Annotated in this window: 16 protein-coding genes; 12 read left to right on the top strand and 4 right to left on the bottom strand. The window is 67.7% G+C overall.

The annotated features are described in order from the left end of the window. Window positions 1-334 precede the first annotated feature (334 nt). The 5 genes from JUB10_RS08015 to JUB10_RS07995 all read left to right on the top strand — a co-directional run bounded on the left by JUB10_RS08015 (window position 335) and on the right by JUB10_RS07995 (window position 7,271). Complete coding sequence (locus tag JUB10_RS08015) at window positions 335-2,029, top strand: ABC transporter substrate-binding protein (protein ID WP_207455306.1); 1,695 nt, start codon at window positions 335-337, stop codon at window positions 2,027-2,029. Between the two features lie 29 nt (window positions 2,030-2,058). Next, entirely contained in the window at window positions 2,059-3,000 is a 942-nt protein-coding gene (locus JUB10_RS08010) for an ABC transporter permease (RefSeq protein WP_207455305.1), read from the top strand. Continuing rightward, entirely contained in the window at window positions 2,997-4,760 is a 1,764-nt protein-coding gene (locus JUB10_RS08005; RefSeq protein WP_207455304.1) for a dipeptide/oligopeptide/nickel ABC transporter permease/ATP-binding protein, read from the top strand. The genes JUB10_RS08010 and JUB10_RS08005 overlap by 4 nt, the downstream gene beginning before the upstream one ends. Next, the gene (locus JUB10_RS08000; protein WP_207455303.1) at window positions 4,757-5,578 is read left to right on the top strand and encodes an ABC transporter ATP-binding protein; all 822 of its coding nucleotides are present in this window, start codon (window positions 4,757-4,759) and stop codon (window positions 5,576-5,578) included. The genes JUB10_RS08005 and JUB10_RS08000 overlap by 4 nt, the downstream gene beginning before the upstream one ends. 124 nt (window positions 5,579-5,702) lie before the next feature. Then, a complete protein-coding gene (locus JUB10_RS07995; protein ID WP_307859152.1) occupies window positions 5,703-7,271 on the top strand; it encodes a glycoside hydrolase family 43 protein in 1,569 nt (522 codons plus the stop codon). 534 nt (window positions 7,272-7,805) lie between these two features. On the opposite strand, the gene JUB10_RS15040 is transcribed toward JUB10_RS07995, so the two are convergent. Beyond that, window positions 7,806-8,816, bottom strand: coding sequence for a LacI family DNA-binding transcriptional regulator (locus tag JUB10_RS15040; RefSeq protein ID WP_207455302.1), 1,011 nt, complete (start codon window positions 8,814-8,816; stop codon window positions 7,806-7,808). A 258-nt stretch (window positions 8,817-9,074) separates the two neighbouring features. Between JUB10_RS15040 and JUB10_RS07985 the strand changes: the two genes are divergently transcribed. From JUB10_RS07985 to JUB10_RS07965, 5 genes are all read left to right on the top strand, one after another. Continuing rightward, a complete protein-coding gene (locus JUB10_RS07985; RefSeq protein ID WP_207455300.1) occupies window positions 9,075-10,274 on the top strand; it encodes an MFS transporter in 1,200 nt (399 codons plus the stop codon). A gap of 44 nt (window positions 10,275-10,318) precedes the next feature. Continuing rightward, window positions 10,319-12,805: a glycoside hydrolase family 78 protein gene (locus tag JUB10_RS07980; protein WP_207455299.1), complete on the top strand. Its 2,487-nt coding sequence runs from the start codon at window positions 10,319-10,321 to the stop codon at window positions 12,803-12,805. After that, complete coding sequence (locus tag JUB10_RS07975) at window positions 12,805-15,060, top strand: glycoside hydrolase family 3 C-terminal domain-containing protein (protein ID WP_207455298.1); 2,256 nt, start codon at window positions 12,805-12,807, stop codon at window positions 15,058-15,060. Before JUB10_RS07980 ends, JUB10_RS07975 begins: the two co-directional genes overlap by 1 nt. 69 nt (window positions 15,061-15,129) lie before the next feature. After that, window positions 15,130-16,578, top strand: a complete 1,449-nt coding sequence (locus JUB10_RS07970) for an NAD-dependent epimerase/dehydratase family protein (RefSeq protein WP_207455289.1) — start codon at window positions 15,130-15,132, stop codon at window positions 16,576-16,578. A gap of 70 nt (window positions 16,579-16,648) precedes the next feature. Next, window positions 16,649-18,112: a M23 family metallopeptidase gene (locus tag JUB10_RS07965; RefSeq protein WP_207455282.1), complete on the top strand. Its 1,464-nt coding sequence runs from the start codon at window positions 16,649-16,651 to the stop codon at window positions 18,110-18,112. 207 nt (window positions 18,113-18,319) lie between these two features. On the opposite strand, the gene JUB10_RS07960 is transcribed toward JUB10_RS07965, so the two are convergent. Together JUB10_RS07960 and JUB10_RS07955 are read right to left on the bottom strand one after the other, a co-directional pair. Next, the gene (locus JUB10_RS07960; RefSeq protein ID WP_207455280.1) at window positions 18,320-18,649 is read right to left on the bottom strand and encodes a hypothetical protein; all 330 of its coding nucleotides are present in this window, start codon (window positions 18,647-18,649) and stop codon (window positions 18,320-18,322) included. Between the two features lie 138 nt (window positions 18,650-18,787). Further along, a complete protein-coding gene (locus JUB10_RS07955) occupies window positions 18,788-19,636 on the bottom strand; it encodes an alpha/beta fold hydrolase (RefSeq protein ID WP_307859151.1) in 849 nt (282 codons plus the stop codon). A 126-nt stretch (window positions 19,637-19,762) separates the two neighbouring features. On the opposite strand from JUB10_RS07955, the gene JUB10_RS07950 reads away from it, so the two are divergent. Both JUB10_RS07950 and JUB10_RS07945 read left to right on the top strand, forming a co-directional pair. Beyond that, complete coding sequence (locus JUB10_RS07950) at window positions 19,763-20,395, top strand: DUF308 domain-containing protein (RefSeq protein ID WP_207455279.1); 633 nt, start codon at window positions 19,763-19,765, stop codon at window positions 20,393-20,395. Then, window positions 20,392-20,652 (top strand): hypothetical protein, encoded by a 261-nt coding sequence (locus JUB10_RS07945; RefSeq protein WP_207455277.1) that lies wholly within the window; start codon window positions 20,392-20,394, stop codon window positions 20,650-20,652. The genes JUB10_RS07950 and JUB10_RS07945 overlap by 4 nt, the downstream gene beginning before the upstream one ends. Here JUB10_RS07945 and JUB10_RS07940 read toward each other — a convergent pair. Then, window positions 20,646-21,206 (bottom strand): CGNR zinc finger domain-containing protein, encoded by a 561-nt coding sequence (locus JUB10_RS07940; protein ID WP_207455276.1) that lies wholly within the window; start codon window positions 21,204-21,206, stop codon window positions 20,646-20,648. The two genes, JUB10_RS07945 and JUB10_RS07940, sit on opposite strands and share 7 nt — an antisense overlap. Window positions 21,207-21,226 lie beyond the last annotated feature (20 nt).

Here is a 21,226-nt window from a genome sequence, read left to right as displayed (position 1 = left end):
GGGCAGTTCCAGTACGTCCTCAGAAGCTTGTGGAACCGACACTGGTGAGATGACGCTTGCGGAGGAGATTCGCGCTTGTGCTTTCGAGCACCCTCATCAAACTTCGGCGTCCGCCACGCGCTGATTGTGCTGCCCGTGTGTGCCTTGCGTTCGATCGTTGGGCGCGATTGATCGGGTGCGAGCGGGCCAGGTGAGGCGCGCTTTCGGCGCCGCGGCACTATCCGGCGCCGGCGCAACAGTGGAACTACGTTGCCGCCGACGGCTCGTCGAGTGGCCTGACAAACAGTCGGGTCGACTCGAGACCCGGCGGAGCCGACCGCCCCGAGAGGCCCTAGTGGCGCCGCGCTTCGGGCGATCGTCGCTGCTGGAAGGCCTGATGGAAAAGGGGTTCGGTTTTTGCGCAAACAGTTGGCGGAGGTTTCGCTGTTTTGTCACCCTTGCCTCGGGACGGCCGGCCTTCCCGGTCACGTGCCACACCTGCAATCGCAACCACAACAAAGGAGTTGACATGCGTACGACAATGCGCCGCACGCTCGCCGTTCTGGCAGTGCCGGCAGCGGCCGCCATCGCCCTGGCTGGATGCACGGCCGGAGGAACCGAGAACAACAACGGTTCGGGCGACTCGAGCACCCTTAGCCTCGGCATGACCGCAGACCTGACGGGCGGTTGGGACGTCGTCGACCAGCCGCCGTACCAGGGCTGGGGTGTGGAGGCTGTGTACGACAACCTCGTTCGGTGCATGCCCGGCGGTGGTCTCGAGCCCGCGGCTGCCGAGTCGTTCGAGATCAGCGATGACCGGCGTTCGTTCACTGCGGTTCTGCGGGACGGGATGGAGTATTCGGACGGTAGCGCTGTGGATGCCGCCTCCGTGCAGGCCTCGTTCGAGGTCATCAAGGAGACCGCGTCCGACCGCTACGGGGATATCACGTTCGATGTCCCCGACGAGAAGACCATCACCATCACTTGGCCTGACCCGCAGCCTCTCATGGAGCTTCGCGTCTGCTTGCCGTGGATCGCGAGCACTGAGTACCTCGCCTCGGAAAACCGAGCGGCAGCGCCGGTCGGGTCGGGGCCTTACACCCTGGACCAGGGTGCGTCCACCAGCGGCTCGATTTATTCGCTCGTCAAGAACCCGGACTTCTGGAACGCCGACGCCTACCCCTACGAGCGCCTCGAGCTTCGCGTCCTGGCCGACGAGACCGCGAGTCTCAATGCCTTGAAGACCGGCCAGATCGACGGCACCATCATCACTGCGGGATCGTACGAAGAGGCGGAGAACGCGGGGCTGAACATCTCCAGCTCCGGCACGGGGCTCACCATGCTGCACCTCACCGACCGGCTCGGCGAGAAGATCCCAGCGCTCGGCAATGTCGACGTAAGGCGTGCGATGAACATGGTTCTCGACAAGCAGTCGATTGTTGACTCCCTGTATGACGGCCACGCCGAGCCGATCTGGCAGCCGTTCCAAAAGGGTCACGAGGCCTACATTGAGGACCTCGAAGAGCCGTACCCGTACGACGTTGAGAAGGCGAAGCAGCTGATGGCGGACGCCGGGTTCGAGGACGGGTTCACGTTCACGGTTCCGACGATGGAAGGCCAGGCGTGGACCGTCATGCTGCCTTACGTCAAGCAGCAGCTAGCCGAACTGAACATCACGGTGGAGGAGACGGCTCTGAGCGGCCCGGACGCCATCGCGGAACTGCTCAGCGGGGACTACCCGGTTCCGCTGTGGACCGTCGGCGGCATCTCGTCGCTCGAGGACGCCAGCATCCACATTCTGCCCACCGGCTTCTGGAACGTCTCTCACCAGTCCGATCCCACCGTCGAGGCACTCTGGCAGCAGATCCTCACGGCGGACGATGAGCAGCGTGTCGAGCTGCAGCAGGAGCTCAACCAGTACGTCATCGACCAGGCCTGGTTCGTGCCGATCCTGTCGCCTGACAACCTGTACGCCTCCGGCGACGGCGTCACCGTCGACGAGATCAGCGACCCGTTCGGGCTGCACCCGCGCCTGATCGACTTCAAGTAAACGGCGGCGGTCGAGGAACGGATCCGCTCATGCTTCTCACTCTTCTCACGCGGCTGGCACGCTCACTCGGAGTGTTTCTGCTGGTCACCATCGTGACGTTCAGCCTTATGTACAGCAACGGCCCGGGCGTCGCCCGAGCCACGCTGGGCCTGAGTGCCACGGAGGAAGACGTGCAGCGCCGCATGGTGGAGCTGGGCCTCGACCGCCCCCTCCTGATTCAGTACCTGGACTGGCTCGGCGGGGTCTTCACCGGCAATCTAGGGAACTCCTTCTTCACGGGTGAAGCCGTGACCTCGGCACTCGCGAACAGGGTTCCGGTCACTCTCTCCTTGACCATCGCGACGGTGCTGATCACGATCGTGATCAGCGTGCTCGCGGGCGTTGCCGCCGCCTACTACGGCGGCTGGATCGACCGCGTCGTTCAATTCTTTGCGAGCATTGGGGCCGCTGTGCCGCCATTCATCGTCGCAGTCATCCTGGTTTTCGCGTTCGCCGTCAGCACGCCCCTGTTTCCTGCGACGGGTTACGTGCGACCGGCTGAGAGCGTCACTGGCTGGCTCACTTCGATCACGCTGCCGGTGATTGCTCTCCTCGTCGGCTCGATCGCCGGCGGAGCCGCTCAAATCCGCGGTGCCGTGCTCGACGCGCTCTCCCGCGACTTCGTCCGCACGTTACGCGCTCGCGGCCTATCGGAACGCGCAGTAGTTCTGCGGCACGTTCTGCGGACCGCCTCCGGCCCAGGGCTCATCGCGTTCGGCCTGATCATGATCGGGCTGCTCGGCGGCGCGCTCTTCGTCGAGCTCGTCTTCGCGCTCCCGGGCATCGGGCAGCTCGCGGTTCTCTCCGCCACCGCCGGCGACGTGCCCATGGTCATGGGAGGCGTCCTCTCGATCATCGTGATCGTGCTCGTGGTCAATTTCTTGGCCGACTTCTCCAACGCGCTACTCAATCCGAAGGCGAGGGCGCGATGAGCCTCCGACCGACCACGACCTCGCTCGCGACGGTGCTGGCTCCGCGAGCGAAGCCTCGCCCGCTGCTCGTCCGGCTCCTGCTCAATCCGCTCGGCGCTCTCTCGGTCGGTTTCCTGCTGATCGTCGCAGCCGCTGGCGCCTTCGCTCCTCTGCTCTCCCCGGTCGACCCGAACTTCACCGATCTTGCGGCCACAAACGCGGCACCGTTCTCGGACGGACACCCTCTCGGCGGCGACTCATCCGGGCGGGATGTGCTCTCCCGTCTCCTCTACGGCACTCGAGAGACGATGCTCGCGTGCGTCATCGTGCTCGCGGTGTCGATGGCATTCGGAGTCGTCGGAGGCCTCATCGCCGGCTACTACCGCGGCAGGGTCGAAACGGTCCTCGAGTTCGTCGCGGACACGATCATGACGCTCCCCGGGCTCGTTCTCCTGATCGCGCTGTATGCGCTAACGGGGCCCAACATGGTCGCCGCGATGTTCGTATTCGGCATCATCATTGCGCCGAACTTCTTCCGGCTGGTCCGAGCCGTTGTAGTTTCCGTGCGCAACGAGCTCTACGTGGACGCGGCAAAGGTCGTCGGGCTGTCGGATCTACGAATCGTGGGACGACACATCCTCTGGGCAGTCCGCGGCCCGATCGTCATTCAGTCAGCCTTTGTCGCCGCGGCGGGCATCAGCATCCAAGCCGGGGTGGATTTCCTGGGGCTCGGCGACCCGAGCAAACCCTCCTGGGGAGTCGTGCTGCAGGACTCGTTCCGCTCCATCTTCCGCAATCCTGTGGCCATCGTCTGGCCCTCGCTCCTGATCAGTCTCGCGATCCTCGCTCTGGTGCTACTCGGGAACGCCCTTCGCGACGTTCTCCAGGCCGCCGGATCCGCGCACCCCCTGTCGTCCTCGCGGCGCCGACAGCTTGCCCGCGAGGCGCAGCCCGCTCCTGCCGACTCGCGCTCCTCCGACTCCGTGCTAGCGATCCGCAACCTACGCGTCGGCTATCCCAGCGGCCAGAACACGGTGCGGGCGGTGCTACACGGTGTGGACTTCGATCTTCGGCGGGGAGAGATTCACGGTCTCGTCGGCGAATCCGGGTCCGGAAAGTCGCAGGTTGCCTTCTCAATCCTCGGCATTCTTCCCAAGGAGGCGGTCGTCCTCAGCGGAAGCATCTGGCTCGACGGCGCGGATCTGCTACGCGACAAGGCGGCGCTGCGAGCGGCGCGGGGCACGCGCATCGGATACATCCCCCAGGAGCCGATGTCGAACCTGGACCCCTCTTTCACTATCGGCGACCAGCTGATTTACGGGCTGCGCGCCGCACGAAAGATGTCCAAGAGCGAAGCGCGCAAGCGCGTCCTGACACTCCTCGATCGCGTGGGCATCGTCGACTCTCAGCGAGTGATGAAGATGTATCCGCACGAGATCTCCGGCGGCATGGCTCAGCGCGTGCTCATCTGCGGTGCGGTCGCGCCAGACCCCGACATCATCATCGCCGATGAACCAACGACAGCCCTCGACGTCACAGTGCAGGCCGAGGTTCTCGAGCTGCTGCGAGAGCTCAGTCGGGAGCGAGGACTCGCGATGATCCTCGTGACTCACAACCTCGGCGTCGTCGCTGACCTTTGCGAGTCGGTGAGCGTCATGCAGGGCGGCGAGATCGTCGAGCGCGGGTCCGTCGACGAGATCTTCCGAGAAGCAAAGAATCCCTACACGCGGGACCTCCTCGAGTCATCGCGAGCCGTCGAGCTGTTGGAGGTCGAGTCGTGAGCCAACCGATCCTCGAGGTCGAGAATCTCGTCGTTACATTCGGCCATGGCCGGCACGCCAAGACGGTGATCTCTGACGTCTCGTTCGCCCTGCATGCCGGGGAGACCCTGAGCATGGTCGGCGAGTCCGGCTCGGGAAAGACGACTATCGGACGAGCGATCCTCGGGCTTGCTCCTGTGTCCGGAGGCACAGTCCGGTACCGCGGGGAAACCATCAGCAACATCTCGCGCAACGCGCGACGCAAGATCGCGCGCGAGGTGCAGGTGATCTTCCAGGACCCGTACTCCTCGCTGAACCCCTCAATGCGCATTGAGGACATCCTGGTCGAGCCGATGGCGGCGGCCGGCGTCGGCGGAGGACGGGCGCGGGTGCGGGAGTTGCTCGACGCCGTCGGCCTGCCCAGCGACGCGGCTAGCCGCTACCCGCGTGAGTTCTCAGGCGGGCAGCGGCAGCGAATCGCCATCGCGAGAGCGCTCGCGTTGGAGCCGTCGGTCATCATCTGCGACGAGCCGACGAGCGCGCTTGACGTCACCACGCAAGCGCGAGTCCTGAAGCTGCTGAAGGACATTCAGGACGCCACCGGGGTTGCCTACCTTTTCATCAGCCACGACCTCGGCGTCGTTCACAACATCAGCGACCGCATTGCGGTGCTGTATCGCGGCGAAATTGTGGAGCTCGACGACGCCCGGACTGTTGCCATGCATCCCAAGGACGAATACACCAGGAAACTCCAGATGGCCGCCCCTGTCGCCGACCCTCAGCTCCAGAAGGAGCGGCGGTCCGCCCGACGCGCGGTCCTGTTCGGGAGCACGGCCTGAGGCGCATTCGCCGGTGTCGTCGTACCAGGCAAAAGGTGGGTCGACCGACAAAGCCGAGCCTGGCACAGACCGTTCCGCGCGCTGGCCTCCAAACGTCCCACACTCGAGACAGGACTTCTACTTCGTGACTACTACCCACGAGACCCACTCCGGCCCAGCGCTCTCTGATACGCCTGGCGCTCTCGGCGCAAGTTCTCGCAATCAAGCGCTGCGGCAGGGGGACCAACGCCTTCTCTCAGCCGCCGAGGAGCCGATCCTCCCTGGCTTCTACCCTGACCCGACCATCTGTCGGGTAGGCGCCGACTACTACCTCGCCAACTCGAGCTTCGAGTACTTCCCCGGCGTTCCTCTGTTCCACAGCACTGACCTCGTGAGCTGGACTCAGCTTGGGCACATCCTGACTCGGCGCAGCCAGTTCCGGCGCGGCGATGACCGGCCGTCGACGGGCATCTACGCCGGCACCCTTCGGCACCGCGACGGTCGGTTTTGGTACGTGACCACCAACGTGAGCGACTTTGCTGCCGGACAGCTCATTGTGTCTGCAGTGGATCCGTCAGGGCCTTGGAGCGAACCGACCTTCGTGCCTGATGCTGTTGGCATCGACCCTGACCTCTGTTGGGACGAGGACGGAACCTGCTTCATCACCTGGAAGGCGATGGATTTCGTCGTCGAGACGGGCATCCTGCAGGCACCGATCGACCTCGCTACCGGCGAGCTCCTCGCCGCCCCCTATCCCATCTGGCAGGGAAGCGGGCTCGATGCGGCAGAGGGTCCGCACCTTTATCGAATCGCCGACCGGTGGTATCTCGTCCTCGCCGAAGGTGGAACCGAGCGCGGACACTCCGTGACCGTCGCTCGCGGGCCCCACCCGTGGGGACCCTTCGAGGCCTGTCCGGCGAACCCGATCTTCTCCCACCGCAGCACCGTGACGCACCCGGTTCAGAACGTGGGTCACGCTGACCTCGTTCAGACGGAGCACGGTGATTGGGCAGCGGTTTATCTCGGCGCACGAGCGCGAGGCTCTACGCCCGGGTTCCACGTGCTTGGCCGCGAGACCTTTCTTGCGGGAATCAGCTGGGTGGATGGCTGGCCGGTTTTCGAGGAGTCGCGGTTCGACGTGCCGCGAATGGATCTCAGCTGGACAGACGACTTCTCCTCCGACCAACTCGATTTCCGCTGGGTGGTTCCAGGCGGGGAACCCTCTTCCTTTGTGTTCCGTCGCGGAGCGAGCGGGCTGGCTCTGCAGACAGCGCCATCGGCACTGCTGTGCACTCGTGTGCGCGACCTCGGGTGGCGCGCGGAGGCGGTCGTCGAGGGCGCTGGCTCGTTCTCGCTCCGTCTCGACGACCGCCACTGGTACGGCCTGGAACTCGACGAGGGCCGAGTGACTGCGCGCGCACAAATGGGTGACGTCCGGCACACGCTTGCTTCCGCAGAGATGACGGCTGATTCCGTGACGCTGGTGATCGAATCGGTGCCCCCAGCGACGCCCTCGGTCCCTCTGGGTCAGGCTGGCCCCGACGATATCGTCCTGTCCGTACGACTCGGAGCCGAGACGCGCGAGCTCGGGCGGCTCGATGGTCGGTATCTATCGACCGAGGTAGCGTCCGGGTTCACTGGCCGCATGCTCGCAATTGGGGCGACGATGCAGTCGCCTGCTCGTGTCTGCTCCGTCGTCTACCGGCCGCAGTAGGGACCGCTTCGCCCGCGGAGGCGATCGGCGCAACGGGGGCGAGCTCCGGCAGCGGAAGACGCAATCGCCTGCCGCCTTCCGGGCCCGCTATTTGAAGACCTCCTGAAGATCAGATCGTTGCGCACGCTACTGACCCGCCCGCCCACCAAACCCCTCGCTACTCACGTGGGCAGAAGCGTTCACCATCGTGGTCCTGCCCGCCGCCCATACTGCTTCGCTGGTTCGCGGCAGACGCCCGGGAAGGGGAGCGCTCCACTAAGACTTCAGCGGCTCCATGTCTGTCCCTGAGGCGGTGCTCGAGTTGGCAGTGGTGGTGGCTCTGTTGACTGTCGTTCCAGATCTCGACGCCACTCTCGTTCGTCGACTGCCCTCTCACGCTCCCGAGCCATCGCTTTCGCTGCCGCCTTCGGTGTTCAAGCAGGACCGACGGGGTCGCGGGCGGAGTCTTGATGCTGTTCGGACAGAAAGCCGCGTCCCTCAGACGCGTCTGACGCCAGTCTTCACGGCCCAATCAAGCGGCGGGCCGCGCCGGGGCTAGCGCTTCGGAGCCGGCCCTGTCGATGCCCGAGCCACCAGCTCGGCGCGGGTCTCCGGCGGCATCGAGGGAGCAGCAGCGCCTTCGGCGGCGCTCAGGGCGAGCGCGGCGATGTACCGGCCGAGCCCGGCAGTGTCGACACGGACTGTCGAAAGCTGCGGCTCGAGGATGGCGGCGACGGGCGCGTCGTCATGACCGACCACGGACAGGTCCTGTGGCACGTCGAGTCGACGTCTCAGTGCCGCGCCCACCAAGGCGACGGCGACATCATCGTTGTAGGCGGCGACGGCAGTGATGCCTCTTCGAAGCATCTCGTCCAGGGCACTTTCAGCGGAACCCGGGTCGAGACTGACCGAGAGGGTGAGCGGCGGGGCCAGTTGCAGAACCTTCGCGGCCCCTTCCGCTCGCGCTCGCCGGGTGGCGACCAGATCGGCGATCCGTGAGTCAGCAGATTCGGCGAATGCGACCCTGCGATGCCCGAGGCTCTCGAGGTGCGTCATCTGGAGCAGTGGACCCTCCTCGGGGTACTCCTCCGCACCGAGGTCGTCCGGGTTCGGGACGATCGCCGGAATGCCGGCGGCGCGCAGCGAGGCGATCTGCTCACTTGTGAAGCGTCCGGTGACCGAGAGCACCACGTCGGGCGCCAGAGTCTCCCAGAGCGGTCGCGCCTGTCCCGTGGGATGCGCCGTGTAGGTGATGAAGCTGTAGCCCGCTTCGTCGAGAACGAGCGACGCCTCTTCCAGGTGCCGCCGCAGGCTGAAATCGAGTGGCCAATCGGGGAGAACGGCCAGGACGATGCGGCTGCGCCCGCTCGCCAAGGCTCGCGCGGCTGTGTGCGGGCGGTAGCCGAGTCGCCGCGCCTCGTCCAGCACCCGCTTCTTCGTCTGCTCCGAGATCGTCTGACCGGCCGTCTCGTTGAGCACGAAGCCCACCGTCGCTCGCGAGACTCCGAGAGACCGCGCGATGTCGGCCGCAGTGACGCGTCGGTGCGAGAGATCTGATCGAGCCACCGTGCTCGTCCTCCATCCTCACGCAGCGGCTACTTGCGCGTGCTAGTTGCCAACGCTAGCATCGCCTCCATTGCTAGCCCGCGCTAGTTCGCCTTCGACAATGGAGTCCCCTTGAGCACTCGCGACGACAACTTCCACGTCACGCCTCCAGCTACTGCTTTCCCCATCGCCAGTTCCACGACCGAGGAGCCGCCGAATGGAGGTCGGGTCGCCGAGACCCCCGAGGTCCCGAAAGTGGGGGCTCGCTACATCTGGCTGATGGTTCTCGCTCAGTTCGGTGTGTTCGTGGCGTTCATCACACCGCTGGCGATCTCCCTGGCGATCCGCGTGCAGGAACTGGCACCGGGCCACGAGGAGTACCTCGGTTACATCACCGGCGCCGGCGCGTTCGTGGTGATGCTCACGAGCCCCTTCTTCGGCGTCTTCAGCGACCGCACCCGTACGCGGATCGGCCGGCGGCGCCCCTGGATGATCGCGGGGATGTTCGTCGGCGTCATCTCGCTGTTCGTGATGGCACTCGCCCCCACGGTGCCCGTTCTCGGGCTCGGCTGGATCCTCGCGCAGCTCGGTTGGGGTCAGGTGCTCAGTAATCTCCAGATCTCGACCGCCGACCGGCTGCCGGAGTCCCAGCGTGGCAAGGTCGCCGGCCTCACCGGCTTCGCCACTCAGATCGCGCCGGTCTTCGGCGTGATCATCGCCGGATCGTTCACGACGCAGAACGTCCTCCTGTTCATCCTCCCGGGCATCGTCGGAGTGGTGTTCGTGACGCTGTTCGTCACGCTGGTTCACGAGGACGACAGCCGAGGAAACACCTTCGGAGACAAGCTGAACGCGGTCACGCTGCTCGGTAAGTACCTCTACAACCCCCGCCGATACCCCGACTTCTCGTGGAACTGGCTCGGGCGCTTCCTCTTCTACTTCGGTCTCACCCTGAACACGACGTTCACTGCGTTCTTCTTCGCCTCGAAGCTGGGCGTCGCCGTCACCGACGTCGCCGGACTCATCGGCACCCTCGGAGCGGTCGGCATCCTCGCGGTGACGGTCGGCGCGATCGGTGGCGGGTTCCTCTCCGACCGCCTGCGGCGCCGCCGACTCTTCGTGCTCGCCGGCGGGGCCGTGTTCGCCGCAGGAGCGGTCCTCATGGCCTTCGCCCCCGACCTGCCGCTGCTGTTCGTCGGTTCGCTCCTCACGTCCGTCGGGATCGGTGCGTTCTCGGCCGTGGACCAGGCGCTCCTGCTCGACGTGCTTCCTGAGCGCGACACCGACGCGGGCCGCTTCATGGGCATCACCGGCTTCGCAACCTCCATTCCGCAGGCCGTCGCGCCTCTCATCGCTCCGCTGTTCCTGGCGATCGGCGCTGTCGGCGACGCGAAGAACTACACCCTGCTGTACGTCGTCGCGGCCGCGATCACACTGCTGGGCGGCCTCGTCGTCCTCCGCATCAAGTCCGTCCGCTGACAGTCGTCGGCTCAATTCGCTCGAATCTCCGAGAGGTATCTCAAGTGGCAGCAACCACGTGGCGCGCGTCCTTCATCAGTGCTTCCGAGCCCGCGCAGGAAGGCGACCCGGCGGTCTACTTCCGGCGCAAGTTCCAGACGGAGGGGGACGTGCGCCGCGCGGTCCTGCAGGTCACCGCACTGGGCATCGTCGAAACTCATCTCAACGGCGCCCGCCTCGGCGAGGACGTCCTCGCTCCCGGCTGGACCTCCTACCGCCACCGCCTCAACGTGACGACTCACGACGTGACCGCGTTGCTGAGGAACGGGGAGAACGTCCTCGGTGCCGTCGTCGGCGAGGGCTGGGCAGTCGGACGACTCGGGTGGGAGAACAAGCGCCAGCACTACAGCGACCGACCCGCGCTGTTCCTGCAGCTCCAGCTCGAGTACGACGACCGCACCGAGATCATCGGCTCCGACGAGAAGTTCTCCGTGGGTGCCGGTGCGGTCCGAGGCAACAGCATCTACGACGGCGAGACCTTCGACGCACGGCTGGAACCGACCGGCTGGACTCAGCCGGGATTCGACGCGGCCGGCTGGAGCGCCGCACAGCTGTTCGACTGGAACCTCGACGCCCTCATCGAACCGTCCGGTCCCGCCATCCGGCGAATCGAGGAACTCGCACCCGTCGAGATCCTCACGAATGCGGCAGGCAACCCGATCGTCGACTTCGGGCAGAACATCTCCGGGTGGGTGCGGCTCACCGTGACAGGCGATACCGGCCGCACCGTGACCCTGCGACACGCGGAACTGCTGAACCCGGCGGGTGAGCTGGAGGTCGAGACCAACCGCACTGCCGCTGCCACCGACCGTTACACCTTGCGCGGCGGCGGGGAGGAGACCTGGGAGCCGCGGTTCACCTTCCACGGGTTCCGCTACGTGGAGGTCGACGGCTGGCCGGGCGAGCTCACCATTGACGCACTCCGCGCCGTCGTAGTGCACAGCGAGATGCGGCGTACCGGTTGGTTCGAGACCTCGGACCCGCTCATCAACCGTCTCCACGAGAACAGCGTGTGGTCGATGCGGGGCAACTTCGTCGGCGTTCCGACGGACTGCCCGCAACGCGACGAGCGCCTCGGCTGGACCGGTGACATCAATGCGTTCGCGCCGACCGCGAGCTTCCTCTACGACGTCCGAGGAGTTCTCGGCTCCTGGCTCGAGGATCTGCACGTCGAGCAGAAGGAGAAGGGCTTCGTGCCCTGGGTCGTCCCCGACATCCTTCCCAACCCGTCCTCTCCTACGGCCCTCTGGAGCGACGTGGCGGTCAGTCTCCCGTGGGCGATGTACCGCGAGTACGGCGACCTCGAGATCCTCCGGCACAGCTACGACTCGATGGCCACGTTCATCCGGCAGGTCGCGGGATTGCTCGACGAGAACGGACTCTGGAGCTCGGGCTTCCAGTACGGCGACTGGCTCGACCCCGACGCCCCCGTCGACAATCCGGCCGGCGGCAAGACGGATCGGCATCTCGTCGCGTCCGCCTACCTGTGCAAGACCACAGCTGAGATGGCGGAGACCGCCGAGCTCCTCGGCAAGCGTGACGACGGCGTCGAGTTCCGTGCACTCGCGGATCGAGTCCGACTGGCGTTCCTCGATGAATACGTGAGCCCGAACGGCCGCGTCGTGAACGAGTCCGCAACCGCGTACGCGCTTGCCATCACCTTCGGGATCCTCAGCGAGCAGCAGCGCCGGACCGCCGGAGCGCGGCTCGCCGCGCTCGTCGCGAAGGCCGGTTACAAGATCTCCACCGGATTCGCCGGAACACCGCTGCTGACGGATGCCCTCAGCAGCACCGGTCACCTCGACGAGGCGTATCTGCTGCTGATGCAGAAGGAGCGCCCTAGCTTCCTCTACCCGGTGACCATGGGGGCGACGACGATCTGGGAGCGCTGGGACTCGGTGCTCCCCGACGGCACCCTCAACTCGACCGGCATGACCTCGCTCAATCACTACGCGCTCGGCGCCGTCTCGGACTGGCTGCACCGCGTCGTTGGCGGGCTGTCGGCCCTCGAGCCCGGCTACCGTCGCATCCGAATCGCCCCGAAGCCCGGCGGTGGCCTCACCTACGCCCGCGTCGCTCACGACACCGTCCATGGACGAGCCGAGGTGACCTGGCGCCTCGACGGCGGGGAGATGCGGCTCGACGTCCTGGTGCCCGACGGCGTCACGGCCGTCGTCGAACTGCCGTTGCATCCTGAAGGACGTATCGAAGAGGCGGGTGCGGGCACGCATTCGTGGCACTACGAAGTGCCCGAGCTCGAACGACCCCAGTACACGATGGACACGCCGCTTGCGACGCTGGCTGACGATCCCGCCGTCTGGCAGCAGATCACGGACGTGTTCCAGACGCACTTCCCCGGTATCCCACTGGACGGCAAGTCACCGGAGGCGGCAGCGATGTCCCTCGCCGTCGTCATGCAGTACATCCCGGGAGCGCCGCCGACGCTCGAGGATGACTTCCGCCGCGCACTGACCCTCGAAGAGGCCCGCTGATGACGAACTTCGACCCGTCCACGCTGACCCTCGAGCAGAAGGCGTCCCTGTTGTCAGGTCGCGACTTCTGGTCGACGAAATCGGTCGAGGACGAGGGCATCCCCTCGATCGTGCTCACCGACGGACCCCACGGGGTCCGCCTGCAGGAAGGGGAAGCGGACCACCTCGGCATCAACGAAAGCGTTCCCGCGACGTGCTTCCCGCCGGCGGTCGCGGTCGGATCCTCCTGGGACCCCGAGGTGGCACAGGAGGTCGGTGCAGCCGTAGGACGCGAGGCGCGAGCGCTCGGCGTCAGCGTGCTCCTCGGCCCCGGAGTCAACATCAAGCGCTCCCCCCTCTGCGGGCGGAACTTCGAGTACTACAGCGAGGATCCGCTGCTGTCCGGTGCCCTCGGGGCAGCTCACGTGCGGGGCCAGCAGGGCGCCGGCGTCGGGGCCTCGGTGAAGCACTTCGCCGCGAACAACCAGGAGACCGAGCGGATGCGCGTCAGCGCCGACGTCGACGACCGAACCCTCCGCGAGATCTATCTCCCGGCGTTCGAGCGAATCGTGACCGAGGCGAATCCGGCCACCGTCATGTGCTCGTACAACAAGATCAACGGCGTCTACTCCTCAGAGAACCGCTGGCTCCTCACCGACCTGCTCCGCGGCGAGTGGGGCTTCGCGGGCGCCGTCGTGTCGGACTGGGGTGCCGTCAGCGACCGCGTCGCGGCCCTCGCGGCGGGGCTCGACCTGGAGATGCCCGGCTCCGGCGGAGGCACGGACCAGCAGATCATCGACGCGGTGCGCTCCGGAGCGCTCGACGAAACAGTCGTCGACGAAGCCGTCCGCCGAGTCGTCGCCCTCACCGCGCTCGCGCCGAAGAACGACCACACCTTCGATGCAGACGCTCATCACGCCCTCGCCCGCCGCCTCGCCACGGAGAGCGCCGTGCTGCTCAAGAACGACGCGGGAGTGCTTCCCCTGGAGGGCGTCGGGGCGACGATCGCTGTGCTGGGCGAGTTCGCCGAGAAGCCCCGCTTCCAAGGAGGAGGCAGCTCCCACATCCGGCCGACCCGCGTCGACGTGCCTCTCGACGCCATCAAGGCACACGCGCAAGCACGGAACATCGAGGTGGTCTACGCGCCTGGATTCTCCATCGACGACCGCGGTGATCAGGACGCGCTCCGCGCTGAAGCCGCAAAGGCGGCCGCCGGAGCCGACGTGACGGTGATCTTCGCCGGCCTCGGGGAGAAGGACGAGTCCGAGGGCTTCGACCGTTCCGACATCGCCCTTCCCGCGGCGCAGGTCGCCCTCATCCGCGAGGTCGCCCAGGTGGCACCGCGAACGGTCGTCGTACTCAGCAACGGTGGCGTCGTCTCGCTCGAGGGCTGGCATGACGACGTCGATGCGATTCTCGAGGGGTTCCTGCTCGGGCAGGCCGGAGGCACGGCCCTGGCGGACATCCTGTTCGGAATCGCCGAGCCCGGCGGCCGTCTCGCTGAGACGATCCCGCTTCGTCTGCAGGACGTGCCGAGCTACCTGAACTTCCCGGGCGAGCAGGGTCACGTCCGGTACGGCGAAGGTGTCATGGTCGGCTACCGGGGCTACTCGACCGTCGGCACCGACGTGCGCTACCCGTTCGGCCACGGCCTCGGCTACACGACGTTCGACAGCCGGGATTTCTCCGCCGAGATCACTGGCGACGACACCGCGAGGGTGACCGTCACCGTGACGAACACCGGTTCGCGCGCGGGCAAGCACGTCGTCCAGATCTATGTGGCGACACAGGCGGGACCGGTGCGCCGCCCGGCGAGAGAGCTGCGGGCGTTCAAGAAGGTCGCGCTCGAGGCGGGAGAGAGCCGGGTCGTCGAACTGTCTCTCCATCGCCGTTCGTTCGCGTACTGGGACGTAGAGCTGCAGCGCTGGGTAGTCGCCCCGGGTGAGTACCGGGTCCAGCTCGGTCAGGACGCCGCCACCGTCCTCGCCGAAGTTGCGGTGCAGATCGTCGGGGACGTGATCATCCCTGAGCTCTCCTTCGACTCGACCGTCGGGGACTGGTTCGCGCACCCGATCGCAGGACCGGCCCTCATGCAGGGGATGACGGCGGCGATGAGCGAGGAGCAGCGCGCACAGGCGGCCGACCAGCAGGAGCAGCTGCGGATGGTCGAGTCGATGCCGATGAAGCAGTTCCTCGGTTTCCTGGGCGGAGCGATCCCGATCGAGGCATTGGAGCAGCTCATCGAGGCGAGCAAGGCCCCGAGGACCGTCGGGTGAGCACCGCCACGACGACGCTTCGCGCAGCGTTTCACGGTGGCGACGCGGATCGGCTGCGGGGGCGTCTGAGTGACTGAGAAGAAGCGTGTGTTCCTCACCGGTGCCGCCGGCAACTGGGGGCGCTACATCCTCCGCGAGTTCGCCGAGCGCGCCGACGAGTTCGACGTCGTGGCACTCGTGCTGCCGACGGGGAAGGACATCGCGGCGATCCGCGCGTTCGAAGGCATGCCGAACCTGCAGGTGCGGTTCGGCGACTTGACGGACTACGCCGCGGTCGAGGCGTGCGTGAAGGGCGCAGACTACGTGCTGCACGTGGGAGCGGTGGTCTCGCCCTTCGCGGACGAGCACCCCGAACTCGCCCATCGGGTGAACGTGGGCAGCATGCGGAACATCATCCGCGCGGTACATGCCCAGCCCGACCCCTCCGCGGTCGCCGTGGTCGGCATCGGCACGATCGCCGAAACGGGCGACCGCAATCCGCCCCACCACTGGGGTCGAGTGGGGGATCCGCTCCGCGTCGCCAGGTACGACGAATACGGGCAGAGCAAGATCATCGCCGAGAAAGCGCTCGTCGACTCCGGGCTGCCGAAGTGGGCGTGGCTCCGGCAGACCGGCATCTTCCACCCGGGCGTGCTCGAGATCCGCGACCCGATCATGACTCACTCGCCCTTCGGCGGCGTCATGGAATGGGTGTCCGTCGAGGACGCGGCCCGCCTCATGGTGAACGTCTGCGGCAACGACGTGCCCGACGAGTTCTGGGGCGGCATCTACAACATCGGCGGTGGCGAGAGGTGGCGCCTCACCAACTGGGAGCTGCAGCTGCGCATCTCCGGGGCGCTCGGCGTCAAGGACGTGAAGCGCTGGTACGACCGCAACTGGTTCGCGACCCGGAACTTCCACGGCCAGTGGTACACCGACTCCGACCGCCTCGAGGAGCTCGTGCCGTTCCGGCAGGACACCCCCGACGCTGCCCTCGAACGCGCGGTCCGCGCGAACCCGGCGCTCCGCGCGGCCGGGCGCGTACCCGCGTGGATCGTCAAGAACCTCGTGCTCAAGCCGCTCACCCTCAAGCCTCGCGGCACGATGTCCTTCATCCGCGACGGTGACGAGGAGAAGATCGCGGCATACTTCGGGTCTCTTGACGAATGGCAGGCCATCGGAGACTGGTCGACGTTCTGGCCGCCCCGGCCCGAGAGAACTCCGTCCCTCCTCGATCACGGCTATGACGAGAGCAAGCAGCAGAGCGAGTGGACGCTGAACGACATGGCGGATGCCGCGCGGTTCCGAGGCGGTCGAGTGCTGTCCGACCGCATGCGCGTCGGTGACATCGCCACGCCCCTCGATTGGGCCTGCGCCCAGGGGCACGTCTTCAAAGGAAGTCCTCGCCTTGTGCTGACCGGAGGACATTGGTGCCCGGAGTGCGTCCGTGACACCGCCGCGTACGCTCAGCAGGCTGAGAGCAGCCCATTCCTCGCACAGCTCGAGGCGGCGCTGCCTGTCGGCACTCGGGTGCCCTAGGCCGTCGGTCACGCACCCCAGTCGGAACGATCGCGAGGTTTTCCCAAGGCGGCCGCCCGACCGTGGAGGCATGACCGCGAGTACTGCCGCTTCGGCCACCCAAGACAAGGGGCTGCTGACGCCGACCGGGCGCCGGAGCCTGCTGAAGCCCGCCCGCCGGGCGGAGCGTAGAGAGGCCGATCAGCTGGCGAAGAGGAAGCGTCGCCAACTGCGGCGAGCCGCCGCCCGGTCGCTCGGGGCGACGGCCCTCGCCGTGGGCCTCACCGTGCTGCTCAGCGTGCCCTCTGCACCTGCGGTGAGCGCAGGAGGTGCAGCTGTGGGGAAGCTGGCTCCGGCAGCGCTCTGGATGCCGACTCTGACGGTCGCCACGCGGGCGACGGACGCCGCGGCCGAGACTCCGCCGGTGCCGGAGGGTGACGGGCTGGTCGGCGACGGAACGGGAGGACCCGTCACCGTCGACGAGCTTCTGAACGCCACGCAGTATCCCGTGCGATGGCCCTTCGACGGCCCCGTACGGGTCTCGAGCGACTTCGGTCCCCGGGTGGCGCCGTGCGCCGGCTGCTCGAGCTTCCACCGGGGCACCGACTTCGTGCCGGGCGATGGCGCCCCCGTCTACGCGATCGCCGACGGGGTCGTTCGAGTGGTCAGTGACAAGGGCGGACTCGGCGTGCACGTGGTGATCGAGCACGTGATCGACTCTCAGATGATCACCAGCACCTATGCGCACATGCAGACCGGGTCCGTCCCGCTCGTGGTGGGTCAGACCGTCGAGGTCGGCGACGTCGTGGGCCGCGTGGGCAACACGGGAAACTCGACCGGCCCGCACCTGCACTTCGAGCTGCACCTGAACGGCATCGAGGCCATCGACGCCTACGCCTGGCTCACGAAGTACGCCGGCTCCGCTCTGGGAGGGGGCGCCGGAACGGTTGTGGGGCATCACTCCCATGACCACGGCGCTGCTGCTCCGAGGTCGGGGGCGGGCTCTTCGGGAGCCGACGCACCTGCCTCCGACTGGACCCTCGACACGCAGCGCACGACCGCACCCGGGTACGAGAACGGCGCACCGCCTGCTGCGGGGCCCACTCCTGCTTCCGGCGCCACGGGTCCAGTACCCGGTCGCACGCCCGGACCGAGCCCGACGCCTGATCCGAGCCCGACGCCGAAACCCACTCCGACGCCCGAGCCGACGCCGACCCCCACGCCCAGCCCGAGCCCGACGCCGACGCCGACGCCCCAGCCAACGCCGACCCCGAGCCCGACGCCCAGCCCCAGCCCGACGCCGGAGCCGAGCCCGAGCCCGACGCCGGAGCCCACGCCGACGCCGACGCCGACGCCCCAGCCAGCCCCGACGCCGACGCCCGAGCCGACTCCCGAGCCGACTCCGGAGCCCGCCCCGGCCCCTGAGCCGACCGCGACGCCGGAGCCCAGCCCCGCCCCCGCGCCGAGCCCGACTCCCGAGGCCTCACCCGCATCAGAAGCGAGCCCGACGGCGGAGCCGAGTCCGGCCCCCGAGCCGAGCCCAGCCGCCGGCTGACCGCCCACGCGAGACGCCCCGATCCCTCCTTGCAGGGTCGGGGCGTCCTCGTTGTTCCGAGGCTCCGAGCGATTGGAGCGATTGGAGCGATTGGAGCGATTGAAGCGGCGGGAGCGCAGCTCTTGTCGAAATGCGCGGTTACTACTGGCCACACCGGCAACGGGTGCGCACGAAGCGATCCGGATTGGGACATCGCGGCGTCGCACATCACCGCCGCGCCGACCGACCCCCGACCGCGGTGAGGAAGGCGGCGACGACCGCGCACAGCGTGGCGAGTTGCAGAGGGATGAGCGCGGCGACGATCACTCCGGTGACGAGGGCGATCAGCGACGACACCAATGCCCCTCGCGTCCGTGACCACAGCAGCGTGACGGTCACGTACGAGGTGCAAAACGCCACGGTGATCAGGCCGGGCAACGTCGCGGGAATGAAGACCAGTACTGGCCCTGCCACGAGGGCGCCCAGGATGGTGCCGGCGAGGGTCCCGAAGAGAACGCCGCGGCCTCGCCCCGGTCGTTCCTCCGGCCGCTCCCTCATCTCGCTCGGACGCTACCAGTCTCACTTGGCAGCGAACCGTCTCCATCGAGGAGATTGGAGAGGTCGCGCAATCGTTCCGATTGGGCAATGCGCGGCGCCACTGTCGCCGCGCTCGTAGCGGGATGGAGCGATTCCACCTCACCCCCGAGCTCCCCGCACCCGCGCGATCGTCTCCGCCGCCACGCGCTCCGGCGCGAGTTCCGGCAGCCAGTGCGTCTCGTCGAGTTCGACAAACCGGTAGCCGGCGGCCACCTGCCGCTCCGTCAGCTCCGCAGCATGCCGGCCCAACGCGAAGTCCCGCTTTCCCCACACGTACGTCGTCGGCACTCTGACGGGGCGACCGGCGGCACCGCGGTCCCGGCGGTCCGGCAGTGCCATCCCCCGGTACCAGTTCAGGGCACCGGTCAGGGCGCCCGGCTCCTGCAGCAATCGCTCGTACTCCGTGGCGTGGGACGCAGGCAGCCCGGATGCCTCGAGCATCCGCGTCATCCGACCGCGCAGCGCCGCTTCGGGCAGCCGTGGCAGCTGGAAGAAGCCCATGTAGGCGGAGCGGAGCAGCTGGGCCGACCGCGGCAGCGACGCGAGCATCGCCCGTGGATGCGGCGTCGACAGCACGGTCATGCTCGCCAGCCGGGCCGGTGCGACCGCGGCGAGGTGCCACGCGACGAAGCCGCCCCAGTCGTGCCCGACGAGGTGCACCGGCGCGGCACCGACGGCGTCGATCAGGCCGAGCACATCGCGGGAGACCTCGGCGGCTCGGTAGTCGCTCCGCCTCGGCGGCCTGGCCTCCCGCGAATAGCCCCGCTGATCGAAGGCGAGGGTGCGGAGGCCTGCGTCGTGCAGCAGGGGTGCGACCGACGACCAGGTCTGACGGGAGCCGGGGAAGCCGTGCAGGAGCACGACCACCGGGCCGTCGAGCGGCCCGCCGTCGGTCACGTCGAAGCGCAGTCCGGAGCGGGTGAACGAAGCGATACGGTCGGCGGGCACGTCCCGATCGTCCGAGGCGCACCTGGGCGTTCGCCGCCCGGCCGCACCCCGGCGGCGTGCAGGAGGCCGCGAGTAGACTGTCGCAGCGCTCGCGCCCGCAGCGCCCGAACGGAAGGGGATGGTCGAGTGCCGATCTCCCTCCCCACCGCTTCCGCGCGGTCCGCGTACTGGCGCGTGCTCGCCGTGCGCGCCGCGGCCGCTCTCGCGCTCGCCCTCGTCATCACGTTCTCGCAGGACCACTCCGCGCGGCTCGGGCTCGTGACTTTCGGCGTGTTCGCCGTGGCATCCGGGGCCCTGACGCTCTGGCTGACGCTGCGCTCGGGACTTCGCCGGTCGACCGCCACCCTGCTGCTCGTGCAGGCCGTCGTCGGGATCGTGAGCGGCGCCCTCGCCCTGCTGTTCGCCGACGCCGGCACGGGGGTCTTCCTCGCGATCGTCACCGCCTACGCGTTGATCGCCGGGGCCCTGGAACTCGTCGCGGGACTGCGCGAGCGACGCACGTCAGCGCTGTCCCGAGAGTGGATCGGCGCGGGCGCGCTCACGGTCCTGCTCGCGGTGGCCCTGCTGCTGCTGCCGCCGGATCTCGCACAGGACTTCAGCGGACCCGACGGGGTCGCCCGCCAGCTCACCGCCGCCATCGTGGGCGTCGGGCTGCTCGGCGCGTGGGCCGCCATCGTGGGCGTGTACTCGGCGATCGGCGCGCTCAGTGTGCGCGGGGCGCGGAAGCATCCGGTCGAACGAGCAGGAGGAGCATCATGAGCGAGCCACGCCGTCGGGACAAGACCCGGCCTCTCGAGCTCGTCGGGCTCAGCGCCATCTTCGGTGTGTTCACCGGCTTCGTCGTCACGGTGGTCACGCGCGACCTCGTGCTCGGCATCATCTTCGGCGGCGTCGCCTTCATCGTCGCGCTCGTGATCTTCGCGATGCTCGCCCTCGCCGTGCGCGGCGACACCGACGGCCGCACGCACCTGTACGAGGACCCCTCCGACGGACCGGACGGCCCGCGCGCTCACTGACCCGGCTCGCCCGCCTGGCGCTCGCGGAACGCGACCATGTTCATGCGGTTGCCGCAGCGCACGCTGCAGTAGCGCTTCGACCCGTTGCGCGACAGGTCGACGAGCAGCCCCTCGCAGTCGTCGGCCGCGCACACTCTGAGCCGGCCCATTTCGTCGGTGCGCAGCACGTCGACGAGAGCGAGCGCGATCTCCACCCGCATGCGCTCGGCGAGCGGGGCATCCGACTCGGTCGCGTGCAGGTGCCAGTCGAAGTCGTCGTGCCGCACGAGCTGCGGCAGGGCTTTGCCCTCGACGAGCATCCGGTTCACCTCCACGACGGCGTCGTCGCGCTCGAGGCGCCAGATCCGCCGCACGAGGTCGCGCGTCGCGGTTACCTCGGCGAGCTCGGCGGCGTCGTTGTCGCGCCGTCCCGTGTAGCGGTGCTCGTCGAGCAGCTCGGTGAGGCGCTCGGGCTTCGCGAGCTCGTCCTCGCCCGTGCGGGAGGCGGACGGGTCGGTGTTGGCGAGCGCCACGATGAACTCCAGCGTCACCTCCGTGTCAGGGGCGAAATGCAATTTGACTCCTTATCGCGCTG

This window comes from Desertivibrio insolitus, assembly GCF_017355965.1.
Lineage (GTDB): Bacteria > Actinomycetota > Actinomycetes > Actinomycetales > Microbacteriaceae > JAFIQW01.
Note: the sequence above shows the minus strand (reverse complement) of the source record. Positions and strands in the feature narration are given on the sequence as shown.

Bases quoted from the DNA above. Each gene is read 5' to 3' on its own strand.
- JUB10_RS07945 (WP_207455277.1), top strand. From the start codon at position 20,392: ATGAGCGAGCCACGCCGTCGGGACAAGACCCGGCCTCTCGAGCTCGTC.
- JUB10_RS07985 (WP_207455300.1), top strand. From the start codon at position 9,075: ATGGTTCTCGCTCAGTTCGGTGTGTTCGTGGCGTTCATCACACCGCTG.
- JUB10_RS08010 (WP_207455305.1), top strand. From the start codon at position 2,059: ATGCTTCTCACTCTTCTCACGCGGCTGGCACGCTCACTCGGAGTGTTT.
- JUB10_RS07960 (WP_207455280.1), bottom strand. From the start codon at position 18,649: ATGAGGGAGCGGCCGGAGGAACGACCGGGGCGAGGCCGCGGCGTTCTC.
- JUB10_RS07975 (WP_207455298.1), top strand. From the start codon at position 12,805: ATGACGAACTTCGACCCGTCCACGCTGACCCTCGAGCAGAAGGCGTCC.
- JUB10_RS07965 (WP_207455282.1), top strand. From the start codon at position 16,649: ATGACCGCGAGTACTGCCGCTTCGGCCACCCAAGACAAGGGGCTGCTG.
- JUB10_RS08005 (WP_207455304.1), top strand. From the start codon at position 2,997: ATGAGCCTCCGACCGACCACGACCTCGCTCGCGACGGTGCTGGCTCCG.